The following is a 23,220-nucleotide window of genomic DNA, read 5'->3' on the forward strand; positions in this document are numbered from 1 at the left end:
CGAAACAGACATCAGACTTTTAACCGCTGTAGACTGCTCCGGTGCAGATCCGGCGGGTGACCGCGCGAAACTTTCGGGGTATCCGCCAAACCGAGTGGCGGCTGCCCTGCCAGCGCTTTCTCTGTCTGGTGGGAGCCGGGGACAGCACCAAGACCACGCTGCTAGACGCGATTGCATTGGTGCTGACTTCTCGTCCGAACGTCACCTTCAGCGACGCCGACTTCTACAACTGCGATGTGAGTCAGCCGATCGTGCTGCGCGTGCTCATCGGTGACCTCACAACCGCATTGCTCGACGCTGAGGCGGGCTTCGGCATGTGGTTGACCGGGCTGACCCCAAGCGGCGAGCTCGAACATGACCCCGCACCTGCCTCCGAGGAGTGCGTCATGCTCCAGCTCACCGTCGACGCCGACCTCGAGCCGTCGTGGACGGTGGTTCGGCACGGCGCGTATGACGACGGGATGCCGTTGACCAGCGGGCGGCGACGCGCGCTCGGCCTGTTCCGAGTTGACGAGCGGGTCGACACCCACCTTCGGTGGGGGCGCGGCTCAGCACTGGCGAGGCTCACGGATGGCGGCGCAGACGCTGCCGTTACTGCCGTACGTCGCACATCACGTGAAACCGTATTCAACAACGTAGGTGCGGATCTGCAGGCCACCGCCAGCCAGGTCGCGACTGCTGCCGGGACCATTGGCGGTGGGAAGTTTACGGACTTGAGGCCGGGTTGGGATCCGGTCGCCTCCGCGTCGCCGTCGGCTCTCCTACTCCACGAGGGCACGGTTCCACTGACCCACGCCGGGCTGGGTAGCAGGCGGCTGATCAGCATCGCCGCCCAGGAACTGGCGACCCAAGACGGCAACATCTTGCTGGTAGATGAGATCGAACACGGGCTTGAACCTCACCGGCTGCTCCATGTGCTACATGAGCTGCGCAAACGCTCAGACCAGCGGTGCGGCCAGGTCATCGTCACCACGCATTCGCCGATCGCCGTGCAGGCCATGGTAGCGACGGATATCAGCGTCGTACGCAACGACAGGGACAGCGGCGTCACCGAGGTTACGCCGGTACCGGAAGAGATCAATGAGGCGCAGGGCGCCTTACGGGCGGGCCCGTCGGCAATCCTCGCCCGCAAGGTCGTCGTCGGGGAAGGCGCCACCGAGGCCGGAATCCTCCGAGCCTTGATCCGCCGCTGGGACGACGAGCGCATCATGGGCAACGTGCCCACTCACGCGGCGCTAGGCGTGGCGTTCCTTAACGGAGGCGGCGCCAACGCTGCCATCCGAGCCAAGGTCTACCACGAACTCGGCGTAACGGCGGCGCTGCTAGTCGACAACGACGATCGCGGCGTCGACAAGAACATCGACGCCGCCGAAGGCGCCGGCGTATCCATCGCCCGCTGGCAACACGGCAACTCGACCGAGGCAGAGATCATCTCCGTCTTGGCCGAGGTTGCAGAGCTGCGCGAGATCGTAGAGTTGGCCGCCAACCACAAGAGCAGCGAGGCAGTGTGCAGTCACCTATGCACTGAACTGCCAAAGCTCTCAGCGCAGGAAGATCCTTGCAGTCCCGATGCGTGGACGGCCGCGGGCTGCACACTTGACGAGGTTCGAGCAGCGATCATCGCCGCTGCTGGCGGTGGCTCCAAGAGGAAGAACAGCGACAAGGCTTGGTTCAAGCGCGAGGACGCTGGCGAAACCCTCGGCGAGTTCATCTACCGGCACTGGAACCACTACCGAAGCACCCATCTCGGGGCCGAGCTGATCAAAGTCCGGCAGTTCATCTATGGCGACAAGGAGCCCACCGATACCCCCAAGCCCTAGCGCCCACGCCGATGCGCTGCTCGTCCGCAAGGCGATGCCCTGCTCCGTGACAATGCCCGCCGGCACGGGCAAGACCGAGATCATCGCAGCAATGACGCATCTCGCCGCCGACGCGCACGAGCGAGCGTTGATCCTTACTCACACCCATGCGGGCATGGACGCCCTTCGTCGACGGATCAAAGCGATGGGTGTTCAATCCCGCACAGTCCGCATCGACACGATTGCGAGCTGGTCGCATCGGCTGGTTCGCCAATATCCATACCTGGCGGGTGTCACGGTTCCAGCCGAGCCGGACTGGGCGGCGTCGGCCCTCTACTACGAGGGCGCTACCCACGTAGTCCAAGCCCCCAGCTTGCAAAAGGTTCTCGCCGCGACGTACGCGTTCGCGATCGTCGACGAGTACCAGGACTGCACAATGCGACAGCATGCCCTCACCACGGCGGTCGCCGCTGCAGTGCCCGTGGCGGTGTTTGGCGATCCTCTTCAGGCGATCTTCGGTTGGGACCATGACGACCCACTTCCGTCATGGCGCGACGAGATTCAATCTCTCTGGCCTGACTTGCGGATCGAGGCTTATCCCTGGCGCTGGCAGGGCCACAACCGACAGCTCGGGCAGTGGCTTCTCACCGTCCGCGATGACTTCAGCCAGCAGCGTCCGCTCCGCATCGGCGACGAGACGCCGGTACGGTGGGTCCAGTCGGAGCAGTACCGCGCGATGGTCCGGGCCTGCCGCGACTTGCGTGCCCAATTCCCGAACGACTCGATCGTCGCAATCGGAATTCGCGACCACGACTGCCACGGCGTTGCTCGCACTCTCAACGGCTCCTACAGCGTTATGGAGACCATCGAGGGACAAGACATGGTCAACTTTGCTCGAATCGTGGATGAGGGTGATGCACCCCGTATCGCCGCCGCGACGGCCAAGTGGGGCAAGACCTGCACCAGCGGCATCTCGAAACTGATCAACAGCGACGACGTTCGGAAGCTAGAAAGTGGTAGGCCGATCACGGGGCTGCGCCGACCTGGAGCAGAGCGTGCCCAGAAGCACCTATCCGCACTTCTTACCGACCCCTCACCGGCTGCCGTCCGCGAGGCGCTAGATACCATCGGCCGGCTCCCCGGCGGTGCCACTTACCGGCACGATGCCTGGTACACAGTGCTGAGTGCCTTGCGCACAGCAGAGGTCAATGGCCAGTCCGTCGCCGACGCTGCGATCCAGCATCGCAACCGCACTCGCGCGACGGGCCGAAGGGCCAGCCACCACACGATCTCCCGACCCACGCTGATCAAGGGGCTGGAGTACGACCACGCGATCATCCTCGATGCCGACCAGCATGACCCCACGAGCCTCTACGTGGCACTAACTCGCGCACGCAAGACACTCACAGTCATCAGTGCACAGCCCGAGCTGCGTACCCGCCCACGTCAACCGGTCGGCGGCGGCTCCGGTCGAACTCCCGGGCGCCGTCGAGGTTCCGCTGTGCAGCAACCCATGCTGCTTTGATGGCAATGTGGACGACTAGCAGCGGAGCTGAACTTGAACGCCGCTACCCGTCGTGTCCTTCGCCCGAGGCAGGCTGACGCCAATCGGGACGGTATTGTCACGGACGTGGCAGACCCGATGCGCGTTGCGCTCGTGACTTTTGGCGCCGATGAGTTTTCCGCCCTGCATTACACGTGCGTTGCGGCGGGCCATGAACCTGTTGCCTATGTGTATTGTCGCTCGATGAAGCCGAAGAGTCGGACGGACGCTCACGCGGCTGCGGTTGCTGGTCGTCTACTTGAGGCGTTGCCGCCGGGCATGGATCTGCTGCTGCCCGGTACTGCGGAGGGGCTGGCCGAAGCCCTTGCTGGTTACCGTTTGGATCTCTTGGTGGTCTACGGCTTCAACTGGAAGCTGCCGGCGTCCGTACTGGGCACTCCTCAGTTTGGTGTGGTCAACGTGCACTCGTCGCTGTTGCCCAGGTATCGAGGTCCGGCGCCGGTGCTGTGGGCGATCCGCAACGGTGACGCGGAGATCGGGTTGACGGTCCACCGGATGGATGAGCACTTCGACACCGGTGCGATCCTCGCCCAGCGGGGTGGGGTCCCGCTCGACGAGGATGTCACCCCGCAAGGGTTGTGGAAGCGGATCCGCCCCGTCCTCGGTGACGTGCTGATGGCCGCCCTCGACAAGGTGGCGAGGGGTGCGCCGGGAGTGCCGCAAGGCGAGGCGGGCGCCTCGTATGCGGGGTTCATGGAGCCGGAGTTTTCCGTGGTGGACTGGTCGCGGACCTCGGCTGAGGTGCACAACCAGGTGCGGATGTTCCGGTTCATGGGTCCTGGCCACGCTCCCGTCGCGCGGGTCGGTGACCGCTGGCTGAAGGTGTTGCGGACACGTATGCAGCCGGCAGAGGGGATCCGGGTGGAGTGTGCTGATGGCCCGATCTGGATTGTTGAATCGGCGCTGGCGCAGCCGCCTGCTACCCGTTCGTGAGTGCCTCGGTGATCCGCTGGCGTAGCGTGTTGGCCTCGGGGTCGTCGAAGTCGGCGAGCAATGGCAGCGCCTGCTCCCAGTACGACCTGGCCTGCGCCGGGTAGTCCTGCTGGTCGAGGGCGCTCGCGAGGTGGTGCAGGCTCTGCGCCAGGCCCCATCGGTCGTTGAGTTCGCGGTGGGTGTCGGCAGCTGCGCGGTAGAAGTCCGTGGCTTCAGCGACGCGGCCCAGCTGCTCATATGCCTGGCCGGCGCCCTCGATCGCGAAGGCTTCGCGGCTGCGGTCGCCGAGCTGTCGCTGGATCGAGGCTGCCCGCTGGTAGGAGATCAGCGCGTCGGCGGGTTGCCCGGCGGCGCGCTGGGCTTTACCCAGTTCGACCAGCCAGTGCGCCTGCCATACCTGGTTCTCGTCATCGTCGGCGATGGTGAGGGCCTGATCGATGGCGGCACGTGCGCGGGTGAGGTCGCCGAGCCTCCGCTGTGCCCAGCTGAGCAGGAACAACGCGTTGCCCTCGCCAAAGCGGTCACCGAGTTCGCGGAACACCGCCAGCGCCGCGTTAAGGATCTCAGCCGCGGCCTGGGGCTGTTGTAGCTCGCAGAGCGTTTCGGCGAGGTTGCTCTGCATGAGTGCTTCCCAGCGGCGTTCGCCGAGGTCATGGAAGATTGCCCGGCTCTGGCCGAAGGACGCCCGGGCGTCGGCGAGCCGGCGGCGGCGCAGGCCGATCAGGCCCAGCGCGTTGATGGATTTGGCTTCCCCGAACCGGTCGCCGAGGCTCCGGCGGATGGCCAACGCGGCGCGGTGACTGGTCTCCGCCTCGTCGAGCCGGCGGGACTGGAAGCATGCCTTGCCGGCGCTTTCCAGCGCTTCGGCCTGCCCGGCGCGGTTACCGGTGCGGGCTGCGGAGTCGACGCCGATGCGGCTGGTAGCCAGCCAGTCGTCGAAGGCGTTCTGGTGGATGTAGATGGCGCGCAGCACGGCGGCGAGTTGCCAGGCGAACGTGTGCAGGTCCGCCTCGGCGGCGGCCCGGGTCGCGCCGACGAGGTTGGTGGCCTCAGTCTGGTACCACCGCAGGGCGCTCTCGTAGCTGTCGAAGGTGAGGGGGCGTACGTCTGTCGGGACCGGTTCGGTCAGACGGTAGCGGTCGAAGGGGGCGATGCGGGACTGGGCGGCGTCAGCGGTGTGCAGGTACCAGCCAAGGACTCGATGCAGCGCCTCGGCCTGGGCGTCCGGGGGTTCGAGGAGGCGGATCTGATCGAGTGCGTAAGCGCGCAGCAGGTCGTGGAACTGGTAGCGGCCTGGTGCGGGTTGTTCGAGCAGGTGTGCGCCGACCAGGACGTCCAGTTGCTGGCGCACCCGTTTGGTGTCGGTGTCGGCGAGTGCCGCCGCTGCGGGGAGGCCGAAGTCGTTGCCAGGGTGCAGGCCGAGGAGGCGAAACAGCCGCGCGGCGGGTTCTGGCAGGGCCCGGTAGGACCAGGCGAACACGGTGCGGACGGCGTCGCTGTCGTCGTCCTCGGCGGTCAACGCGTCCCAGAGTCCTGACTCGTCGCGCAGGTCGGCGATGAGTTCGTCGAGGCGCATCATGGGCCGGCTGGCGGCGCGTTCGGCGGCGATCCGCAACGCCAGCGGCAGCCGGGCGCAAAGCCGGGCCAACTCCACCAGTTCGTGGCGTTGGTCGTGGACTCTGTACCGGGTGGTCACGTTCCCCAGTAAAGCAACGGCGTCGTCCTCTTGCAGGATTTCCACGCCGACCCGAAGGGCGCCGTGACGGGCGATGAGGCCGGAGAGTCGGCTGCGGCTGGTAACCACGGCCAGGGAACTGGCGGTTCCTGGTAGGAGTGGCCGGACCTGGCCGGCGGTCGCGGCGTTGTCAAGGATCACCAGCATCCGGCGATCGGCCAGCAGCGAGCGGTACAGCGACGCGCGGTCGTCCAGGTGGGCCGGAATGGCCGTCGCCGGGACGCCGAGGTCGCGCAGGAACCGGTCCAGGACCTGCTCGGGTGTGGCGGGCATGCCCGGGTCGTAGCCGCGCAGGTTCACGTACAACTGGCCATCCGGGAACTGGTGGCGGACGCCGTGTGCCCAGTGCAGTGCCAGGGAGGTCTTGCCAACCCCGGCCGTGCCGGTGATGACCGTGACGGCGGCGGCCAGCGGTTCCTCGGGGTCGCCGGTCAGGGCGCTGGTGAGGTCCGCCAACTCGGTGTGCCGGTTGACGAATCCCCGGACGTCGCCGGGAAGCTGCGACGGCGTTACCGCGAATGTGACGTCGGTCCTGGGTTCTGACCGGTGGAAGTGCACGCCGCCGTGCACATCGCGGGCCTGGACGACATCGCCCGTGGTGCCGGATGCCGCCATGCGATTGCCGTGCCACACCGTGTCGTCCCGGTCGGCGGGCTCATCGGTGGGCATCGCCGCTTTTCCGATCAGCTGGAACGACGACTACGGCTGGCGTGGCGGTGGGAGTACCGCGACGTGCTCGGCGAAGAACGGCTCCAACGGCTGGCCGATCTCGTACAGGTTCTGGATGAACCGTTGGCAGCGCGCCACGAGGTCACGGTCGACGAACCGGCGAGCGGACTCCAGCACCCCGTCGTCGTCATAGACGGCCTGGTACATGACTGTCGTGCCGAGGGTGTAGATCTCCGGTAGCGGGGCGTCGTGCTCAAAGTCCGCGACCTGCTCCCCGTCGACGATCCGCACGCTCCCGCCGTACTGGTCTCGCATCCGCAAGATCTGCAATTCCCACTGAAGGTAGGGGATGATGGGCTGCTCCACGACGCGGACCCGTCGGGTGACGAATCCGCGTTCCTCGACTTTTCGGTAATAGTCGATCATGGCGGGTCGGCCGGCTTCGATGATGCGCAACGACTCTTGCCAATCGCCTTTCGCGAAGGCTTGCCAGCTCTCGAGGTCCGGTTCTTTGAAAAACTGCTGCCGTTCCAGTTTCCAGAAGCCTGGCTCAGTAGTCGCCCAGAATTTCTCTTCGAAGTCGGCGTAGTAGGCTTTCAATTCCATCCGCTCGCCCACTGCGCCGTCAAGAAGATCACGCATCTGGAATGTCCGCCTTGGCTGCGAGGATCGTCCCTCGGGGGATCACGACGAGACGCTCGCCGGGGTCGATGCTGACGCCGTCTGGCAGCCTGGCCTCGTACGACGCGGTCAGGTCTGCCCCGATGACTGCGACATCGCCGTTGTCGAGTTCCCAGATATCTGGGCAGCTGCCGTCTCCGGAGGTTTGCCCAAGCTCGTGGGACGACCTCCCCAGCCGTCGCAAGAATGACGCCGAGGAGTCGGGCTCCCACTTTTGAGTCATGCTTTCCCTCACCATTCGAGAGGCAATGTCACTCTGAGTAATCCTAACATGACCGATGATTGGGGGTCAAACACATTGGCGGCGACGTGGTCGTGACAGGTTTTCCATTGCCAGCCAAACCGATCCGCACACCCAGAGTATCTACCGCAGGCCCATTGACCACCCTGGGCTGCCACGATGGCAATGGGGCTCCGGCCTCGACGGTTACTCCGCGTGCAAGGCCAACTGGCCGGCGGCCGGAGCCTGGGCACGGGAAGCCGAGCAGCGCGGCTCCGAGGTCGGGATGTTGACCGGAGCACCCCATCGCGATGGGTGGACATCTATGCTCACGTATGTCGTTGGGCCTCGCAGGGCAGGCGCGTCGACTCGACTGGCGTGAGGGAAAACGGGAAGCCATGGTCGCGGACGAGGATATTTTGACCGCAGTTGCGCTCACCTTGGCGGCCAAGGCCGTCGAAGGGCTGACCGAGGGCGGCAAGGCGGCGTTCGCCGCGCTCGCACGGCTGGTCAAGCGCCGATTCCAGGGACACGGATCGTCGCAGGCGGCGCTCGCCGAAGCCGAGGCTGACCCGGCGGACGACACCCGCATCCAGTCCCTTCGGGAAGAACTCGCACAGGCAACGGCCGAAGACCCGACGTTCGGTCATGAGCTCCAACGTCTCTGGCGAGACCTCGTCCCTCACCTGGTAGCTGGCACCGACGGTATCGTCAACCACTTCTCCGGCTCGGTCGGAGGCAATGTAGTGCAGGCTCGCGACGTACATGGCGGCATCTCGTTCGGCGATGCCAGCCCACGCAACCCCGAGGCGAGGCACTGACCGTCACCGGCTGGTAGGACACGAGCAGGTCAACGACACCCGGGAGGGGCGTCCCGGAGCTCACTACGTAGCCTCGGTCGGGTCGCCCGCCGACATCACCGGCGCCGTGTTGGCTTGATCGACGTATGGGATTCGGGTCCTCTTGAGCGGGCCGCTCTGAGTGAGTAGCGCGCCGTTTGTGACGTTATGTAATGATCGCATTTTTACTGAACTGAGGTTGCTACTGCTAGGTTGCAGCCGTTCCGGCCGAGACCTGGGCGGCACACTCCTTGCTCATCACTCGCTACCCTTTGCCACTGGGTTGTGCGCCGTTTGATCCAATGGGCCTCTCGGCATCGGTGCGGATGGAAGGTGAGCGTTGGACGCGTTCGAGGTGCATCGGCGGCTGATCGACGACTATCGCACCTTCACCGAGGGTTTCGTGGATGTCCACGACGAGCGGATCCGCGCCCGGGTTGAGGCGGAGAGCGCTCGGGGCGCGCAGTGGCCAGCGCCGTGGTCGTCGTTGAACCCGTCGTTCGAGCCTGGTGGCCGGGTCGATGACCTGGTTCGTGAGGGCTTGCTACAACAGGAGTGCGCGCGGATCTTCCGGGTGAAGAAGGCTCCGGATGATGCCGGCACGACGCCGATCACCCTGCACCGGCACCAGAGCGAGGCGGTGCGGGTTGCCCGTACCGGAGCGTCGTACGTGCTGACCACGGGAACGGGCTCCGGTAAGTCGCTGGCCTACATGGTGCCGATCGTGGACCGGGTGCTGCGGGAGGGGCCCGGACAGGGCGTCCGGGCGATCGTCGTGTACCCGATGAACGCGTTGGCGAACAGCCAGCAGGAGGAGATGCGTAAGTTCCTGGAGTTCGGCTACAACGGTCAACCTCCGGTGACGTTCGCCCGGTACACGGGTCAGGAGAGCGAGGAGGAGCGGCGGGCGATCCTGAAGCATCCGCCGGACATCCTGCTGACGAACTACGTGATGCTGGAGCTGGTGCTGACCCGCCCGGATGAGCGGCGTCCGTTGGTGGAGGCGGCGCACGGGCTGCGGTTCCTGGTGCTGGACGAACTGCACACCTACCGGGGCAGGCAGGGCGCGGATGTGGCGATGCTGGTGCGCCGGGTCCGGGACGCGTGCGGCGCCGGGGAGACGTTGCAGTGCGTCGGGACGTCGGCGACGATGGCCAACGCGGGCACCGTGGCCCAGCAGCAGGTCGAGGTCGCCGATGTCGCATCGCGGATCTTCGGCGTGGACGTGACGCCGGAGCACGTCATCACCGAGACCCTGGTGCGCGCGACGACTGCTCGGAACGTCGAGCCGGCACGGTTGGCGGCGGTTGTCGCCGCGCGCGGTGACGCCGAAGCGGACGACCCGGCGCTGCGTGCGGGCTACGCGCAGCTCAGCGCGGATCCGCTGGCGTCGTGGATCGAGGACACGTTCGGGGTTGTGGCGGAGCCTGATAGTGGCCGGCTGGTACGGCAGCAGCCGACGAAGGTCAATGACGCGGCGGTGACACTGGCCGCAGTGACGGGGCGCTCGGCGGACGAATGCGCGACGGCTATCCGGGCGACTCTGTTGGCGGGTTCCCGTGCCCGTGACGAGGAGACCGGGCGGCCGTTGTTCGCGTTTCGGCTGCATCAGTTCTTGTCCAAGGGCGGCACGGTCTACAGCACCTTGGAGCCCGTGGCGTCTCGGGCAATCGAGACGACGTTCCAGGTGGTGCTGCCTGGTCAGCCGGAGCGGCGGCTGTACCCGTTGGCGTTCTGCCGGGAGTGCGGCCAGGAGTATCTGATCGCCCGTCGGGAAAATCATGTGCAGACGGCGGTCTTCCGGGCGCGTCACGGGCTGCGGATCACCGACAGCGATGACGGTTACCTGTTCGTCTCGGCGGACCGGGAGTGGCCGGCTGATCCGGTTGCCGAGGGCCGCCTGCCCGGCTCGTGGTTGTCGGCCGATGGCGCGGGTTCCCAGGTGGTGCCGGCGAGACGCCGCGATGTCCCGATCCGCTATCGCGCGGAGCCGGACGGCACCGCCACCATGGTAGGCACGGCGGGTGAGCCGGTCGAGGGTGGCGTGGTCGCGGCGTGGATGCCGGGGACGTTCCGGTTCTGCCTGCGATGTGGTGTGTCCTATGAGCAGGTCCGCAGCAACGAGTTCAGCAAGCTGGTCACCCTTGATCGGGAGGGCCGAAGCAGCGCCATGACCGTGGTGGCGTCCAGCATTGTGCGGGCGTTGCGGAGCCAGCCGGAGGTGGCGCTGGGCGCGGATGCCCGCAAGCTGCTGACGTTCGTCGACAACCGGCAGGATGCCAGCTTGCAGGCGGGGCACTTCAACGACTTCGCGTTGGTGGTGCAGCTGCGGGCAGCGCTGTACCGGGCCACCGTGGACGCGCAGGCGGACGGCGACGACGGGTTGGATCCCCTCGACATCGGCCAGGCGGTAAGCCGCCGGCTCGGTCTGCAGCCCCGCGACTTCGCGCAGGCGCCGAAGGCACTGGACCTGCGAGCGGCGGAGCGTGCGCTGCGCGGTGTGGTCGAGTTCCGGGTGCTACGGGACCTGCAACGCGGCTGGCGAGTCACGCTGCCCAACCTCGAACAGTCCGGGCTGATGGTGGTCGACTACCCACTTCTGGTGACGCTGTCCCAGCGCGATGAGGAGTGGAACGGTACCCACAAGCTGCTGGTCGATGCTGAGCCGGGCCAGCGGTATGAGATCACTCGCGTGCTGCTGGACGAGATGCGGCGCGTCCTGGCGGTCGACGCGGAGGCGTTGACCCCGGAGTTCGTGGACCGGCTGCGCAGGCTGAGCCGGGAGCACCTGACCGGGCTGTGGACTGTTCCGGAGACCGAGCCGGATCCGGTGATCGGGTTGGCCATCGCGGGTCGTGGTGGCCAGTACCGGCCTCGGCACGCGCTCTATCTGTCCGGGCTGGGCAGCTACGGGCGGTGGCTGCGGCACCGGGACCGGTTTGGGCGGCCGTTGTCGCCGGCCGAGGCGGACGACGTCATCGGCGCCCTGGTGAAACTGCTGGAAACCCACGGTGTACTGGCGAAGGTGGTGGAGAAAGGCGAAACGGGCTACCGGGTGAAGTCGTCGGCGATGTCGCTACGGGCTGGCGACGGTACGGCGGGCGCACCGGATCCGGTACGTCGCCGGTTCGAAGCCGATCAGCGTCCACGGGTGGTGCCGTTCTTCCGCGACCTGTACTTGGACGTCGGGTCGCAGCTGGCGGGGCTACGGGCCGCCGAGCACACCGCACAGGTGCGCGCGGAGGAGCGGGAGGAGCGCGAGCAGGCGTTCCGGGAGGGAACCCAGCTGCCGCTGCTGTTCTGCTCGCCCACCATGGAGTTGGGAGTGGATATCTCCTCGCTGAACGCGGTGGGGATGCGTAACGTGCCGCCGACCCCGGCGAACTACGCGCAACGCAGCGGACGTGCGGGCCGCTCGGGGCAGCCGGCGTTGGTCGTGACCTACTGCGCCAGCGGCAACAGCCATGACTCGTACTACTTCGAGCGGTCGCAGCTGATGGTGTCCGGCCAGGTGCAGGCGCCCCGGCTCGACCTGGCCAACGAGGACCTGGTTCGCTCGCACATCCATGCGGTATGGCTGGCGGAGACGGGTGTCCGGTTGGAGCGCTCGATGGCCGACGTGCTGGCGTTGAACCTGCCCGGCCAGCCGGTGCAGCCAGAGCTGGCCGAAAAGCTTCGGCGGCCCGAGGCAGCCGCCGCGGCGACCCAGGCGGCGCAGGCCCTACTTCGGCCACTGCATCCGGTGCTGGAAGGCTCGGCCTGGTGGACGCCGCAATGGGTGACCGGCGTGGTGGACGCGGCATTCGAGACCTTTGACCTAGCCTGTGGCCGCTGGCGGGACCTCTACACCACCGCCGACGCAGAACGGCAGGCGGCGGCGGACCTGGCGGCCGACGCGACGGTCGGGCGGCAGAATCGTGAGGACGCCGACCAGCGGTACCGTGAGGCGAGGCAGCGCATTGAGTTGCTGCTCAACCAGTCCGACGACGCCGGACAGAGCGACTTCTACACCTACCGATACTTGGCATCGGAGGGCTTCCTGCCGGGCTACTCCTTCCCCCGGCTGCCGCTGGCCGCGTACGTGCCGGGCAGCAGGGGGAGGGGTAACACCTGGTTGCAACGGCCGCGGTTCCTGGCGATCTCCGAGTTCGGACCGGGTGCGCTCATCTATCACGAGGGCGCCCGATACCAGGTGAGCCGAATCAGTCTGCCGCGCGGCAGCGACGAGCAGGTCAGCGGTGAGGTGGTCCGCACCTCGGCGCGGGTGTGTGAGGCGTGCGGGTACCACCATCCCCGCCAGGTTGGTGTCGATGTCTGTGAGAACTGTGGGCAGCGGCTCGACACCACCTGGAAGAACCTGTTGCAGATGCAGACGGTGATCACCAGGCGGCGGGAGCGGATCAGCGCCGACGAGGAGGAGCGCAACCGGATCGGTTTCGAGTTGCGCACCACGTACCGGTTCGTGTTTCGCGGTGGGCGGCCGGGCCGGTTCGTCGCCGAGGTGCTCGCCGCCGATGGGGTGCCGCTGGCCGGGATGGCGTACGGCGACGCCGCCGAGATCCGCGTAACGAACCTCGGCCGCCGTACACGCAAGAACAAGGACACGCACGGCTTCTGGCTCGACCTGGTGAAGGGCCGCTGGCTGTCGGAGAAAGAAGGCAAGGAAGGCGCCGGCACCGACGATGGGGCAGACGAGGATCTTGAGGCCAAGTTCGAGGACGTGAACCGCAAGGACCTGGTCACACCGTATGTGGAGGACCGCCGCAATATCCTGGTCCTACGCTGGCCCGAGCCAGTCAGCGTCGAGGAGGCGACCACGCTCCAGTACGCCATTGAGCGGGGCATCGAGGCCGTGTTCCAGCTGGAGGACTCCGAACTGTCCAGCGAGCTGCTTCCTGACGGCGACGACCGCGGCCGGGTGCTGCTGGTGGAGGCGGCCGAGGGCGGGGCGGGTGTGCTGCGCCGGTTGCAGTCTGAGCATGACGCGCTGGCGAGGGTCGCCGCCGAGGCGCTACGGATCATCCACATCGATCCGGACAGCGGCGAGGAGGATGACACCGCCTGCGTGCGCGGCTGCTACCGATGCCTGCTGTCTTACGGCAACCAGCTCGTGCACGAGCTGATCGACCGTCGGCTGGTCGCGCCGACCCTTCAGGAACTCGCCACGGCAACAACCCACCCCGTGAACGACCCGGCACCGCAGGTCGCCCACGACGAACACCCTCTCGAAGCGTCCGGCCCCACCGCCACCCTGCTGCGGCTGCTACGCGAGCACGGCCACCGGCTGCCCAGCCGAATCGGCGTTGAGGTCGAGGGCATCCGCATCGACTTGGTCTACGACAATGCCGATGTGCCCACCGTCGTCCTCATCGACGACGACGGCGGCCATAAGCAGGACACCACACCACTCATCTTCGGAGGCTGGAACGTGATTCAGATCGGCGCCACCGAGGACATACTCACCGCAGTAGCCGCACACCCCGGCGTCTTCGGCGAGGCGACCCGATGACCGCCCCGACACAGCAGACCCGACCGGCCTTCCCGGTCGGGTCCCTTGTCACCGCCCGAGGCCGGGATTGGGTCGTCCTACCCGGCAGCGACACCGACTTCCTGGTGCTGCGACCGCTGGCTGGCGGCGATGACGACGTGGCCGGGGTGTTCATCGACGAAGGCGTCACCCACGCCACATTCACTACACCCAACCCGGACGACCTCGGCGACGACCGCAGCGCCCGCCTGCTGCGCGACGCGCTCCGGATCGGCTTCCGGGCCAGCGGCGGCCCGTTCCGCAGCCTCGCCGGCCTCGCCGTCGACCCACGCCCCTACCAGCTCGTGCCACTGCTGCTCGCGCTGCGCCAGGAGACCACCCGGCTGCTGATCGCCGACGACGTGGGCATCGGCAAGACCGTCGAGGCCAGCCTGGTCGCCGCCGAACTACTCGCACAAGGCAGCGCCCGGCGGCTGACCGTGCTGTGCCCGCCCAGCCTCGCCGAACAGTGGCAAACGGAGCTGCAGGCGAAGTTCGGCATCCAAGCCGAACCGGTACTGCCCGGCACCGTCCGCCGCCTGGAACGTGGCCTGGAGTACGGCCAGTCGATCTTCGAACGGTACCCGTTCACGATCGTGTCGACCGACTACATCAAGTCCGACATGCGCCGCGACGACTTCCTGCGGGCCGCACCAGAGCTGGTCATCGTCGACGAGGCGCACGCGTGCGTCAGCGACGAGACCGGTGCCGGCGGGCGAGGCCGCACCCAGCGTTACCGGCTACTCAAAGACCTCGCCACCGACGCCGAGCGGCATCTGATCCTCGTGACCGCGACGCCGCACAGCGGAAAGGAAGAAACGTTCCGCAACCTGATCGGTCTGCTCGACCCGAGCCTGCGGGACACGAACCTCGCCGCCGAAGCCGGCCGCCGACGGTTGGCCGCCCACCTGGTGCAGCGCCGGCGCGCCGACATCCGCGACTACCTCGGCGCCGACACGAAGTTCCCGTCCGACCGGGCCACCGACGAACGGACCTACCAGCTGTCCCCGGCCTACCGGGGCCTGCTCGATGACGTCCTGGCCTACGTCCAGGGCCAGATCACCGACCGCAGCGGCAGCCGAGTCCAGCAACGCGTCCGGTGGTGGTCGGCGCTGTCGCTGCTGCGTTCCCTCGCCTCCTCTCCCGCCGCCGCCGCGGCGACCCTCGCCACCCGAGCCGCCTCGGCGGGTGCTGCGTCGGAGCAGGCCGCCGACACCGCCGGCGCCGCCGGAGTCCTCGACCTCGTTGACGACGACGCCTTGGACACCGCGGACGCCGTGCCCGGAGCGCTGTTCGACGACGAATCCGCAATGAGCGACAGCGACGCCGCGAGACTGCACGAACTCCGCCGCCGCGCCCTGGCCATCGCCGAGGAACCGGACGCCAAACAGCGCACCGCACACGACACCAAACTGGCCCTGGTCGCCACCACCGTCCAGCGGCTATTGAAGGACGGCTTCCACCCGATCGTGTTTTGCCGCTTCATCCCGACCGCCCACTACCTCGCCAACCACCTCGCCTCCGCCTTCCCCAAAGCGGTCGTGGAAGTGGTCACCGGCGAACTACCGCCGGAAGACCGCGCCGCCCGAGTCCGTGACCTCGCCAACCGCGCCGGCGCCACCAACAAGATCCTGGTCGCCACCGACTGCCTCTCCGAAGGCGTCAACCTCCAACACGACTTCCAGGCAGTAGTCCATTACGACCTGGCCTGGAACCCGACTCGACACGAACAGCGCGAAGGCCGCGTCGACCGCTTCGGCCAGCCCCGCGACGTCGTCCGCGCCGTCACCCTCTACGGCTCGGACAACGTCATCGACCGCATTGTCATGGACGTCCTAATCCGCAAGCACGAGGCGATCCGCCGCGACCTCGGCATCAGTGTCCCGGTGCCGGACACCAGCGACCAGGTCCTCACCGCCCTCATGGACGGGGTCATGAAACGGGGCAGCACCTACGTGCAAGAGACCCTCGACATCGGCCTCCCCGCGGAGGCCCAGCAACTGGAATTCGACTGGCAGAGCACTGCCGAAGCCGAACGACGCAGCCGAAGCCGCTACGCCCACCACACCATTCGCCCCGAAGAGGTACGCCGCGAGGTTGAAGCCATGCGGTCCGCGCTCGGCAGCCCCGACAACGTCGCCGGGTTCGTCGCCACCGCCCTGCAGGAGTGCGGCGGCATCCTGACCAACGAACCGTACGGCTTCACCGTCGAAGCCGTCGGCCTGCCCGTCGGACTCCGCGACGCCCTCGGCAACCCGACCAAACCGCTCGCGTTCCACCGAGACCTGCCCGCGCCACGCGGCGCGGCGGTACTGGCCCGCACCGACACCGCCTCAGCCTCGGTCGCCCGCTACGTCCTGGACGCCGCACTCGACTCAGCCCTGCCCACCGCCGCCCGGCCAGCCCGGCGATGCGGGGTCATCGTCACCAACGCCGTCACCACAGCGACAGTGCTGCTGCTGACCAGAGTCCGCGCCAACCTCACCCTCCCCGGACGGTACGGCCCCCACGCCCAGGTCGCTGAAGAAGCCCGACCTCTCGCATTCACCGGCACCCCGGCGAACCCGCACTGGCTGGAAGCCGACGAGGTCGAAGCACTCCTGGCGGCACAACCCGACCGCAACCTCAGCGCGGACATCGCCCGCAACATCATGAAGGGAGTCCTCGGCGCGATGCCCGCCATCACCAGCCACCTCGACCGCTTCGCCCACGAACTCGCCGAGTCACTACGCGACGCCCACGTCCGCGTCCGCACCGCTGCGCGAGGCGACCGCGCAGGCGCACTCGGCATCCGCGGGCTGACCGTCGAACCACAGTTACCTGTCGACGTACTCGGCGTCTACCTCTACCGACCGGCGGCCCACCCATGAGCGGCCCCGGACTCCAAGGCATCCACGCCGTCGGCGGTGTCGTACCACCCGGCCTGCTTGCCCGCATCCAGGCCGGCGAACTCAAGGACCCCACCGGCCTCGCACCCGCCTCCTATCACCTTGTCGGCCGCGAAACCGTCCGCGACGCCGCCAGCCGAGCCTGGTCCTACCTGCGCAGCGCGTGGACCGCCTGGCGCGAGCACACCGCCACCCAACCACCCGGCACCCATGGCATCGCCGCAGCCCGGGAACGGTGGCTGCTGGTCCTGCTCCGCGAACTCGGCTACGGACAGGTCCCCGCACTACCCGCCGGCTACACCATCGACGACCGGCGCTACCCCGTCTCCCACGCCTGGCAACACGTACCGATCCACCTCCTCGGCCCCGGCGTCGACCTCAACCACCGCAACCCCGACGTCCCCGGCGCCGCCCGCGCCCCCCAGGCCATGCTGCAAGAGCTACTCAACCGCAGTGACGCCCACCTGTGGGGCATCCTGTCCAACGGGCTACGCCTACGGCTGCTCCGCGACTCCACCGCCCTCGCCGGCTCCGCTTACCTCGAATTCGACCTCGAAACGATCTTCGACGGCGAGCTCTACCCCGAGTTCCTCCTCATGTGGCAGCTCTGCCACGTCTCCCGGCTGGAACAACGACCCGGCGCCGGCGACCTCGATGTTGCCACCCCTACCGGCTGCTGGCTGGAGACCTGGCGCGGCGAAGCCGCCGAAGCCGGAACCCGAATGCTCGACCGGCTCCGCGACGGTGTCGCCGACGCCATCGCCGCGCTCGGCACCGGATTCATCCGGCACCCCACGAACCGGCCCCTCGTCGAGGCCTTACGTGACGGCACCCTCAGCACCACCCAATACCACCGCGCACTGCTGCGGCTGGTCTACCGACTGCTGTTCTGCTTCGTCGCCGAAGACCGCGACGCGCTGCTCCACCCAAGCGCCACCACCCAGGCACGGGACCGATACAGCCGATACTTCTCCACCGCACGCCTGCGCAGGCTGTCCCGCAGCCGCGCCGGCAGCCCACACCCAGACCTCTGGCAAGCACAGACGATCGTCCTACGCGCCCTCGGCGGCCACGGACATCCCGGCCTCGGACTACCACCACTGGCCGGACTCTTCGACCCCGACCCGCACCTACCGACCATCGACCGGCTCCCCGCAGACCCGCTACTCGGCTGCGAACTGACCAACGAAGACCTACTCACCGCCATCCGCAAACTCGCCTGGGTAGCTCTGCCAGGGCAACGAGTGCAGCCCGTCGACTACCGCAACCTCGGCGCCGAAGAACTCGGCAGCGTCTACGAGTCGCTCCTCGAGCTCGTACCCCGCGTCGACTTGGACGATCGCACCTTCCGGCTCGTCACCGTCTCCGGCAACGACCGCAAAACCACCGGTTCCTACTACACCCCACCCAGCCTGGTCTCTGCGCTCCTCGATACCGCGCTCGATCCGCTGCTCGACGAAGCCATCGCCGGCGCGTCCAGCCCCGCTGACGCCGAAACCCGCCTGCTTGCCCTGACCGTCTGTGACCCCGCCTGCGGCTCGGGCCACTTCCTCGTCGCCGCCGCCCGCCGCATCGCACGCCGGCTGGCGCAAGTCCGCTCCGGCGACGACGAACCCACCCCCACGCAGATCCAACACGCCCTGCGCGACGTCGTCGGACACTGCATCTACGGCGTAGACCTCAACGACCTCGCCGCCGAACTGGCCAAAGTGTCGCTCTGGATGGAAGCCCTGGAACCGGGCAAGCCCCTCGGCTTCCTCGACGCCCGCATCCGCATCGGCAACTCCCTACTCGGAGTAACCCCCACCCTGCTGCACGGCGACCTGCCCGACGCCGCTTTCAAAGAACTCGAAGGCGACGACAAAAAGAGCGCCGCCACCGCCCGCAGGAACAACAAGGCACAGGCCACGGTCGAGGTTGCGATCCAATCCGCCACCAAGCGCGGATACGCCCAGGATGCGCTCATTTTCGCCACCGGCCCGAACGTCTCGAACGCCGCGCTCGCCGCCCAGCGCACGGCGCTGCTCAGCCTCCCCGACGACGTCGACGCGATCCGCGCTCAAGCAGACCGATGGGAAAAGCACGAGCAGTCGCCCGAATACCGCGCGCAACGCCTCCGAGCCGATACCTGGTGCGCTGCGTTCGTATGGCCCATGCCTCCAGCAGGAACGAATTCGGCACCCGAGCCACCAACTAACGCAATCATGCGAGCCATCACTGACAGCCCACTGAGCATGACACACGCTCACCTGACCGAGTACGCGGAGAAAATCGCAGCCCAATACAGATTCTTCCACTGGCACCTGGAGTTCCCCGAGATCTTCCATGTCGATGAGGCGACGGTCGACGCGACGCCGCAGGGCTGGAGCGGCGGTTTCTCATGCATCCTCGGAAACCCGCCATGGGAGCGAGTCAAGCTTCAGGAGAAAGAGTTCTTCGCCGCACGCCATCCCGAGATCACGAAAGCCGCTACGGCGGCTGCGAGGAAGAAGCTCATAGCGGCTCTCAAGAACTCCGAAAGCACCGCCGACCGCGCCCTGCACAGAGAGTGGACAGCAGCCTTACGGATGTCCGACGGCGTCAGCGCGCTGATTCGGGAGTCGGGCCGCTATCCACTGACCGCCACCGGCGACATCAACACCTATGCGATCTTCGCGGAGGCCGCTCGCTCTATCATGAGCCCAACCGGACGGCTCGGCATCATCGTCCCGACCGGCATCGCCACCGACTCGACCACGCAGCGGTTCTTCCGCGATCTAGTCGAACGGCAGCACCTGGTCACACTCCACGATTTCGAGAATGAAGACAAAGTCTTCCCGAGTGTTCACCATTCGTACAGGTTTGCATTGCTCGCGCTATCCGGGCGGCCATCTAAGCAGGTTTTATTGGCGTTCCGCGTGCGCCAAGCCGCACAGATCACCGAGCGAGCCTACGCAATCACGCCAGACGAGATCTTGCTATTGAACCCCAATACCGGTACGTGCCCCGTGTTCGTTTCCCGGCGCGATGCTGAGACCACCATCGGTATCTACCGCCGAATTCCGGTGCTATGGCGAGACGGTGGGGCAGAAGGAAATCCGTGGGAATTGTCATTCATGGCGATGCTCCACATGGCCAATGACTCAGGACACTTCATAACCGCAGACAAGGCGGATGCAGACGGCTGGTCTCGGCAAGGGAACCGCTACCACCGCAGTCAAGAGCAACTGCTGCCGCTGTACGAGGCAAAAATGGCACATCACTACGACCACCGCTTCTCCACATACGAAGGGGCCACGCAGGCGCAGCTCAACGTCGGCACGCTGCCTCGGCTCGATGACGTAGCGCATGGCGATCCGGCGCTCGGCGCACTACCACGTTACTGGGTGTCCGAGAGTCTCGTCGACGACAAGTTGGCAGGCGACCCAGATCGAGGCAAGCCAGACTGGCCATATAGCTGGCTTCTTGGTTGGAGAGACATCGCGCGCAGTGTTGATGAGCGGACGCTGATTTCTTCCATCATCCCTCGGGCCGCTGTGGGGCACACAAATCCACTGGCTCTCCCAGCACAAGCCCCATCTCTCGTTGCTTGCCTGGCGGCCAATCTATCTGCCTTTTGCATCGACTACGTCACTCGGCAGAATTTGTCCGGCGCCCACGTTACGTACACCGTGATGAAGCAGCTTCCGGTTCTGCCACCCGAGGTCTACGGCCGGGAGGTGCCCTGGGATGCAACCGGTCGCAACCTGGATGAGTGGGTCATGGTACGGGTGCTGGAACTGAGCTACACGGCGTACGACCTGGAGGGATTCGCCCGCGACCTGGAAGATCAAGGCCCCCCGTTCGTTTGGGATAGTGGCCGACGAGCGTTGTTGCGCGCCGAACTAGACTCCGCGTATTTCCACCTCTATGGCGTGGCCCGTGTGGACGTGGACTACATCATGGACACTTTCAAGGTAGTCCGTGAGCGTGACGAGAAAACCTATGGCGAGTACCGCACCAAGCGGATGATCCTGGAGATCTACGACGCGATGCAGCACGCGATCGACAGCGGCAAGCCGTACACCACAATCGTGGATCCGCCACCCGGTCAGGGTGCGCGTCACCCGGCACGGGATGAGGTGCTTGCATGAGTGACAGCCAGGTACTCATCCCGTCGCGTAATGACGAGTTGGTCCGGCAGGTCGGTCGGGAGCTCATCGAGCAGGGCCTTCAACATGGTCGGTCGCTGTTCACGCCTGAGCGGTCGGTGTGGAACCCTGACACGGCAGGCGAGCTGCACCGCCGCTACAACGAGCAGCCGGACCTTGGCGGGGACCCGTTCCTGGTCAAGCTACGTCGTCAGCTTGGCTCCGCCTCCGATGATGCCATCCAGCTCGCGGCGGAGTTGTTGACGCTGCAAGGGCTTCCTCTGATCAACCTGACGACCGCAACGCTTCATACTCGTGTCACCACTGTGTTGAGCTGGATGCGCGAGCCGGTTACCGTTCCCGACCGTGTCCTCGCTGCGTTTACTCAGGGAACGTGGAACGGCGGGACCGGCGCGCACACGATGTTGTGGAAATGGCTGGTGGACGCGGTCGAGTTTGTCTGCGGCTGGTGGTCGCTGCCGCAGGATCAGCGGGAGCAGGCGTTCACCGGCCCGTGGGCGTGGCAGGACGCCGTCTACCAGTACAAGCTCATGCCGTCGCTGCGCGAAGAGCTGCTGTACCTGGGATTCCCTTCATACTTCCTGCCGATCCTCAACATGGCGCACAAGAAGGCGATCCGCGACGCGTTCGCCGATCCATCCATGGAGTCGACCGGTGATCTCAACCGGGATCTCTTCGCCACCACGGTCAGGATTCAGGGGCAGGTCGGGCAGCCGGTCGACTTCTACCAGCAGCCGTTCGTGGCGCAGTGGCGTAAGCAGGCCGAGAGGCCGCCAGGCGAGCGTCGGGCCTGGCTGATCCGACCCCGGCAAGGCGGCCATGACTTGGTGGCGCGCTGGAGGGCGGAGTCGTTTGTCTCGCTCGCTGCTTCCCACCTGGGCGAGGTCTCCCCAGGCGCGTCCAGGGCTGAGGTCCGCGCCGCCGTCGAGGCAGGCTACCAGCATCTGGACTACGCCCAGCGGGTGAGCCTGGCCAACGAGTACCACGCGTTCCTGTCACAGATGGACAGCGACGACATCGTCGTGACGCTGGTCGACGACCAGTTGTATGTCGGTGTTCTCGATGGCGATCCGGAGTACAGTCCGACCGATGGCGGCGCGCGCCTGCGTCGGGCCGCTGGGTGGCTGACGAGCGCCCCGATCGCGGTGGACGTGCTGCCGGCGCCGTTGCCGGCCGAGCTGGATCAGCAGGGCACGGTGGTCGACCTGACCGGCGCGTTGGACGTGTTGGCCGCCCTCGTCGAGGTGGACACGGAGACCCCGGAGGCGCCGAGCCCGCCGGACCGAGTCCAGGCGACCGTGCGCGTTGTCCCGAAGCTGCCGGCGGTGACGGATGCCCTGGCCACGCGGCTGTACATCAACCGACAATGGTTGCAGGACCTCCTGGAGTTATGGCAGGAACGTTTACAGATCGTCCTCTACGGGCCACCGGGCACCGGCAAGACCTACCTCGCGCGGGCGCTCGCGGCGCACGTCGCCGAGCGCGACGCGGTCCGCTTGGTGCAGTTCCACCCGTCGTACGCCTACGAGGACTTCTTCGAGGGGTTCCGCCCCATCGAAGGCGCCGACGGCGGACCGGTGAGCTTCGCCAAGGCACCCGGTCCACTGCGGGAGATCGCCGCCGAGGCCAGGAACAATCCTGAGAAGCCGTACGTCCTAATCGTTGACGAGATCAACCGGGCGAACCTGGCGAAGGTCTTCGGCGAGCTGTACTTCCTGCTGGAGTACCGCGAGGCCACCATTCGCCTGCAATACTCGCCGTCCGAGGCGTTCAACCTGCCGCCCAACGTCTTCATCATCGGCACGATGAACACCGCCGACCGCTCGATCGCGTTGGTGGACGCTGCGATCCGGCGCCGGTTCGCGTTCATCGAGCTGCATCCCGACGATCCGCCTGTGCGTGATGTGCTCGGCAACTGGTTGACGGCGAACGACAAGGACGGTGACGAGCGGGCCGCGTTGCTCGCTGCGCTCAACGAGTCGATCGGTGAGGAGGACCACGACTTCAAGATCGGCCCGTCATACCTCATGAAGCCGAACCTCGACAGCGAGGCCGCACTCGACCGGGTATGGCGGTACGACCTGATGCCGTTGCTGGAGGAGCACTACTACGGCCGGCTCACCCGGACCCAGATCCGCAACCGATTCGGACTCGCGGCCATCCGCGCCCGGATTACCCAGGCGGCTAGGGCCTGTGTCGAAGTCGGTTATAGCCACTCGTTGATGGCGGCGAGGT

The 23,220-nt window shown here is 66.7% G+C and carries 10 protein-coding genes; 8 read left to right on the forward strand and 2 right to left on the reverse strand.

Annotated features, from left to right (window positions below; all coding sequences use genetic code 11):
- The first annotated feature begins 41 nt into the window (after positions 1-41).
- The 3 genes from Pma05_RS39825 to Pma05_RS39835 all read left to right on the forward strand — a co-directional run bounded on the left by Pma05_RS39825 (position 42) and on the right by Pma05_RS39835 (position 4,296).
- A complete protein-coding gene (locus Pma05_RS39825) occupies positions 42-1,820 on the forward strand; it encodes an ATP-dependent nuclease (protein WP_203862722.1) in 1,779 nt (592 codons plus the stop codon).
- Complete coding sequence (locus Pma05_RS39830; RefSeq protein ID WP_275414822.1) at positions 1,783-3,324, forward strand: UvrD-helicase domain-containing protein; 1,542 nt, start codon at positions 1,783-1,785, stop codon at positions 3,322-3,324. Before Pma05_RS39825 ends, Pma05_RS39830 begins: the two co-directional genes overlap by 38 nt.
- Positions 3,325-3,429: 105 nt before the next feature.
- On the forward strand, positions 3,430-4,296 hold the full coding sequence (locus Pma05_RS39835) for a methionyl-tRNA formyltransferase (RefSeq protein ID WP_203862724.1): 867 nt from the start codon (positions 3,430-3,432) through the stop codon (positions 4,294-4,296).
- Here Pma05_RS39835 and Pma05_RS39840 read toward each other — a convergent pair.
- Entirely contained in the window at positions 4,283-6,700 is a 2,418-nt protein-coding gene (locus Pma05_RS39840) for an ATP-binding protein (protein WP_203862725.1), read from the reverse strand. The genes Pma05_RS39835 and Pma05_RS39840 overlap by 14 nt on opposite strands.
- 30 nt (positions 6,701-6,730) lie before the next feature.
- Positions 6,731-7,342 (reverse strand): DUF6879 family protein, encoded by a 612-nt coding sequence (locus tag Pma05_RS39845; RefSeq protein ID WP_203862726.1) that lies wholly within the window; start codon positions 7,340-7,342, stop codon positions 6,731-6,733.
- Between the two features lie 657 nt (positions 7,343-7,999).
- Here Pma05_RS39845 and Pma05_RS39850 point away from each other — a divergent pair.
- From Pma05_RS39850 to Pma05_RS39870, 5 genes are all read left to right on the forward strand, one after another.
- On the forward strand, positions 8,000-8,422 hold the full coding sequence (locus Pma05_RS39850; protein WP_203862727.1) for a hypothetical protein: 423 nt from the start codon (positions 8,000-8,002) through the stop codon (positions 8,420-8,422).
- A 373-nt stretch (positions 8,423-8,795) separates the two neighbouring features.
- Positions 8,796-13,949: a DEAD/DEAH box helicase family protein gene (locus Pma05_RS39855; RefSeq protein ID WP_239314121.1), complete on the forward strand. Its 5,154-nt coding sequence runs from the start codon at positions 8,796-8,798 to the stop codon at positions 13,947-13,949.
- The gene (locus tag Pma05_RS39860; protein ID WP_203862729.1) at positions 13,946-16,837 is read left to right on the forward strand and encodes a DUF8741 domain-containing protein; all 2,892 of its coding nucleotides are present in this window, start codon (positions 13,946-13,948) and stop codon (positions 16,835-16,837) included. Before Pma05_RS39855 ends, Pma05_RS39860 begins: the two co-directional genes overlap by 4 nt.
- Positions 16,834-20,967 carry an Eco57I restriction-modification methylase domain-containing protein gene (locus tag Pma05_RS39865; RefSeq protein ID WP_203862730.1) on the forward strand — a complete coding sequence of 1,378 codons (4,134 nt, stop codon included), beginning with the start codon at positions 16,834-16,836 and terminating at the stop codon, positions 20,965-20,967. Before Pma05_RS39860 ends, Pma05_RS39865 begins: the two co-directional genes overlap by 4 nt.
- Positions 20,964-23,220: McrB family protein (locus tag Pma05_RS39870; RefSeq protein WP_203862731.1), on the forward strand; the 2,257-nt coding region annotated here is incomplete at its 3' end. The genes Pma05_RS39865 and Pma05_RS39870, both read left to right, overlap by 4 nt.

The organism is Plantactinospora mayteni (genome assembly GCF_016862935.1).
Classification (GTDB): Bacteria; Actinomycetota; Actinomycetes; order Mycobacteriales; family Micromonosporaceae; genus Plantactinospora; species Plantactinospora mayteni.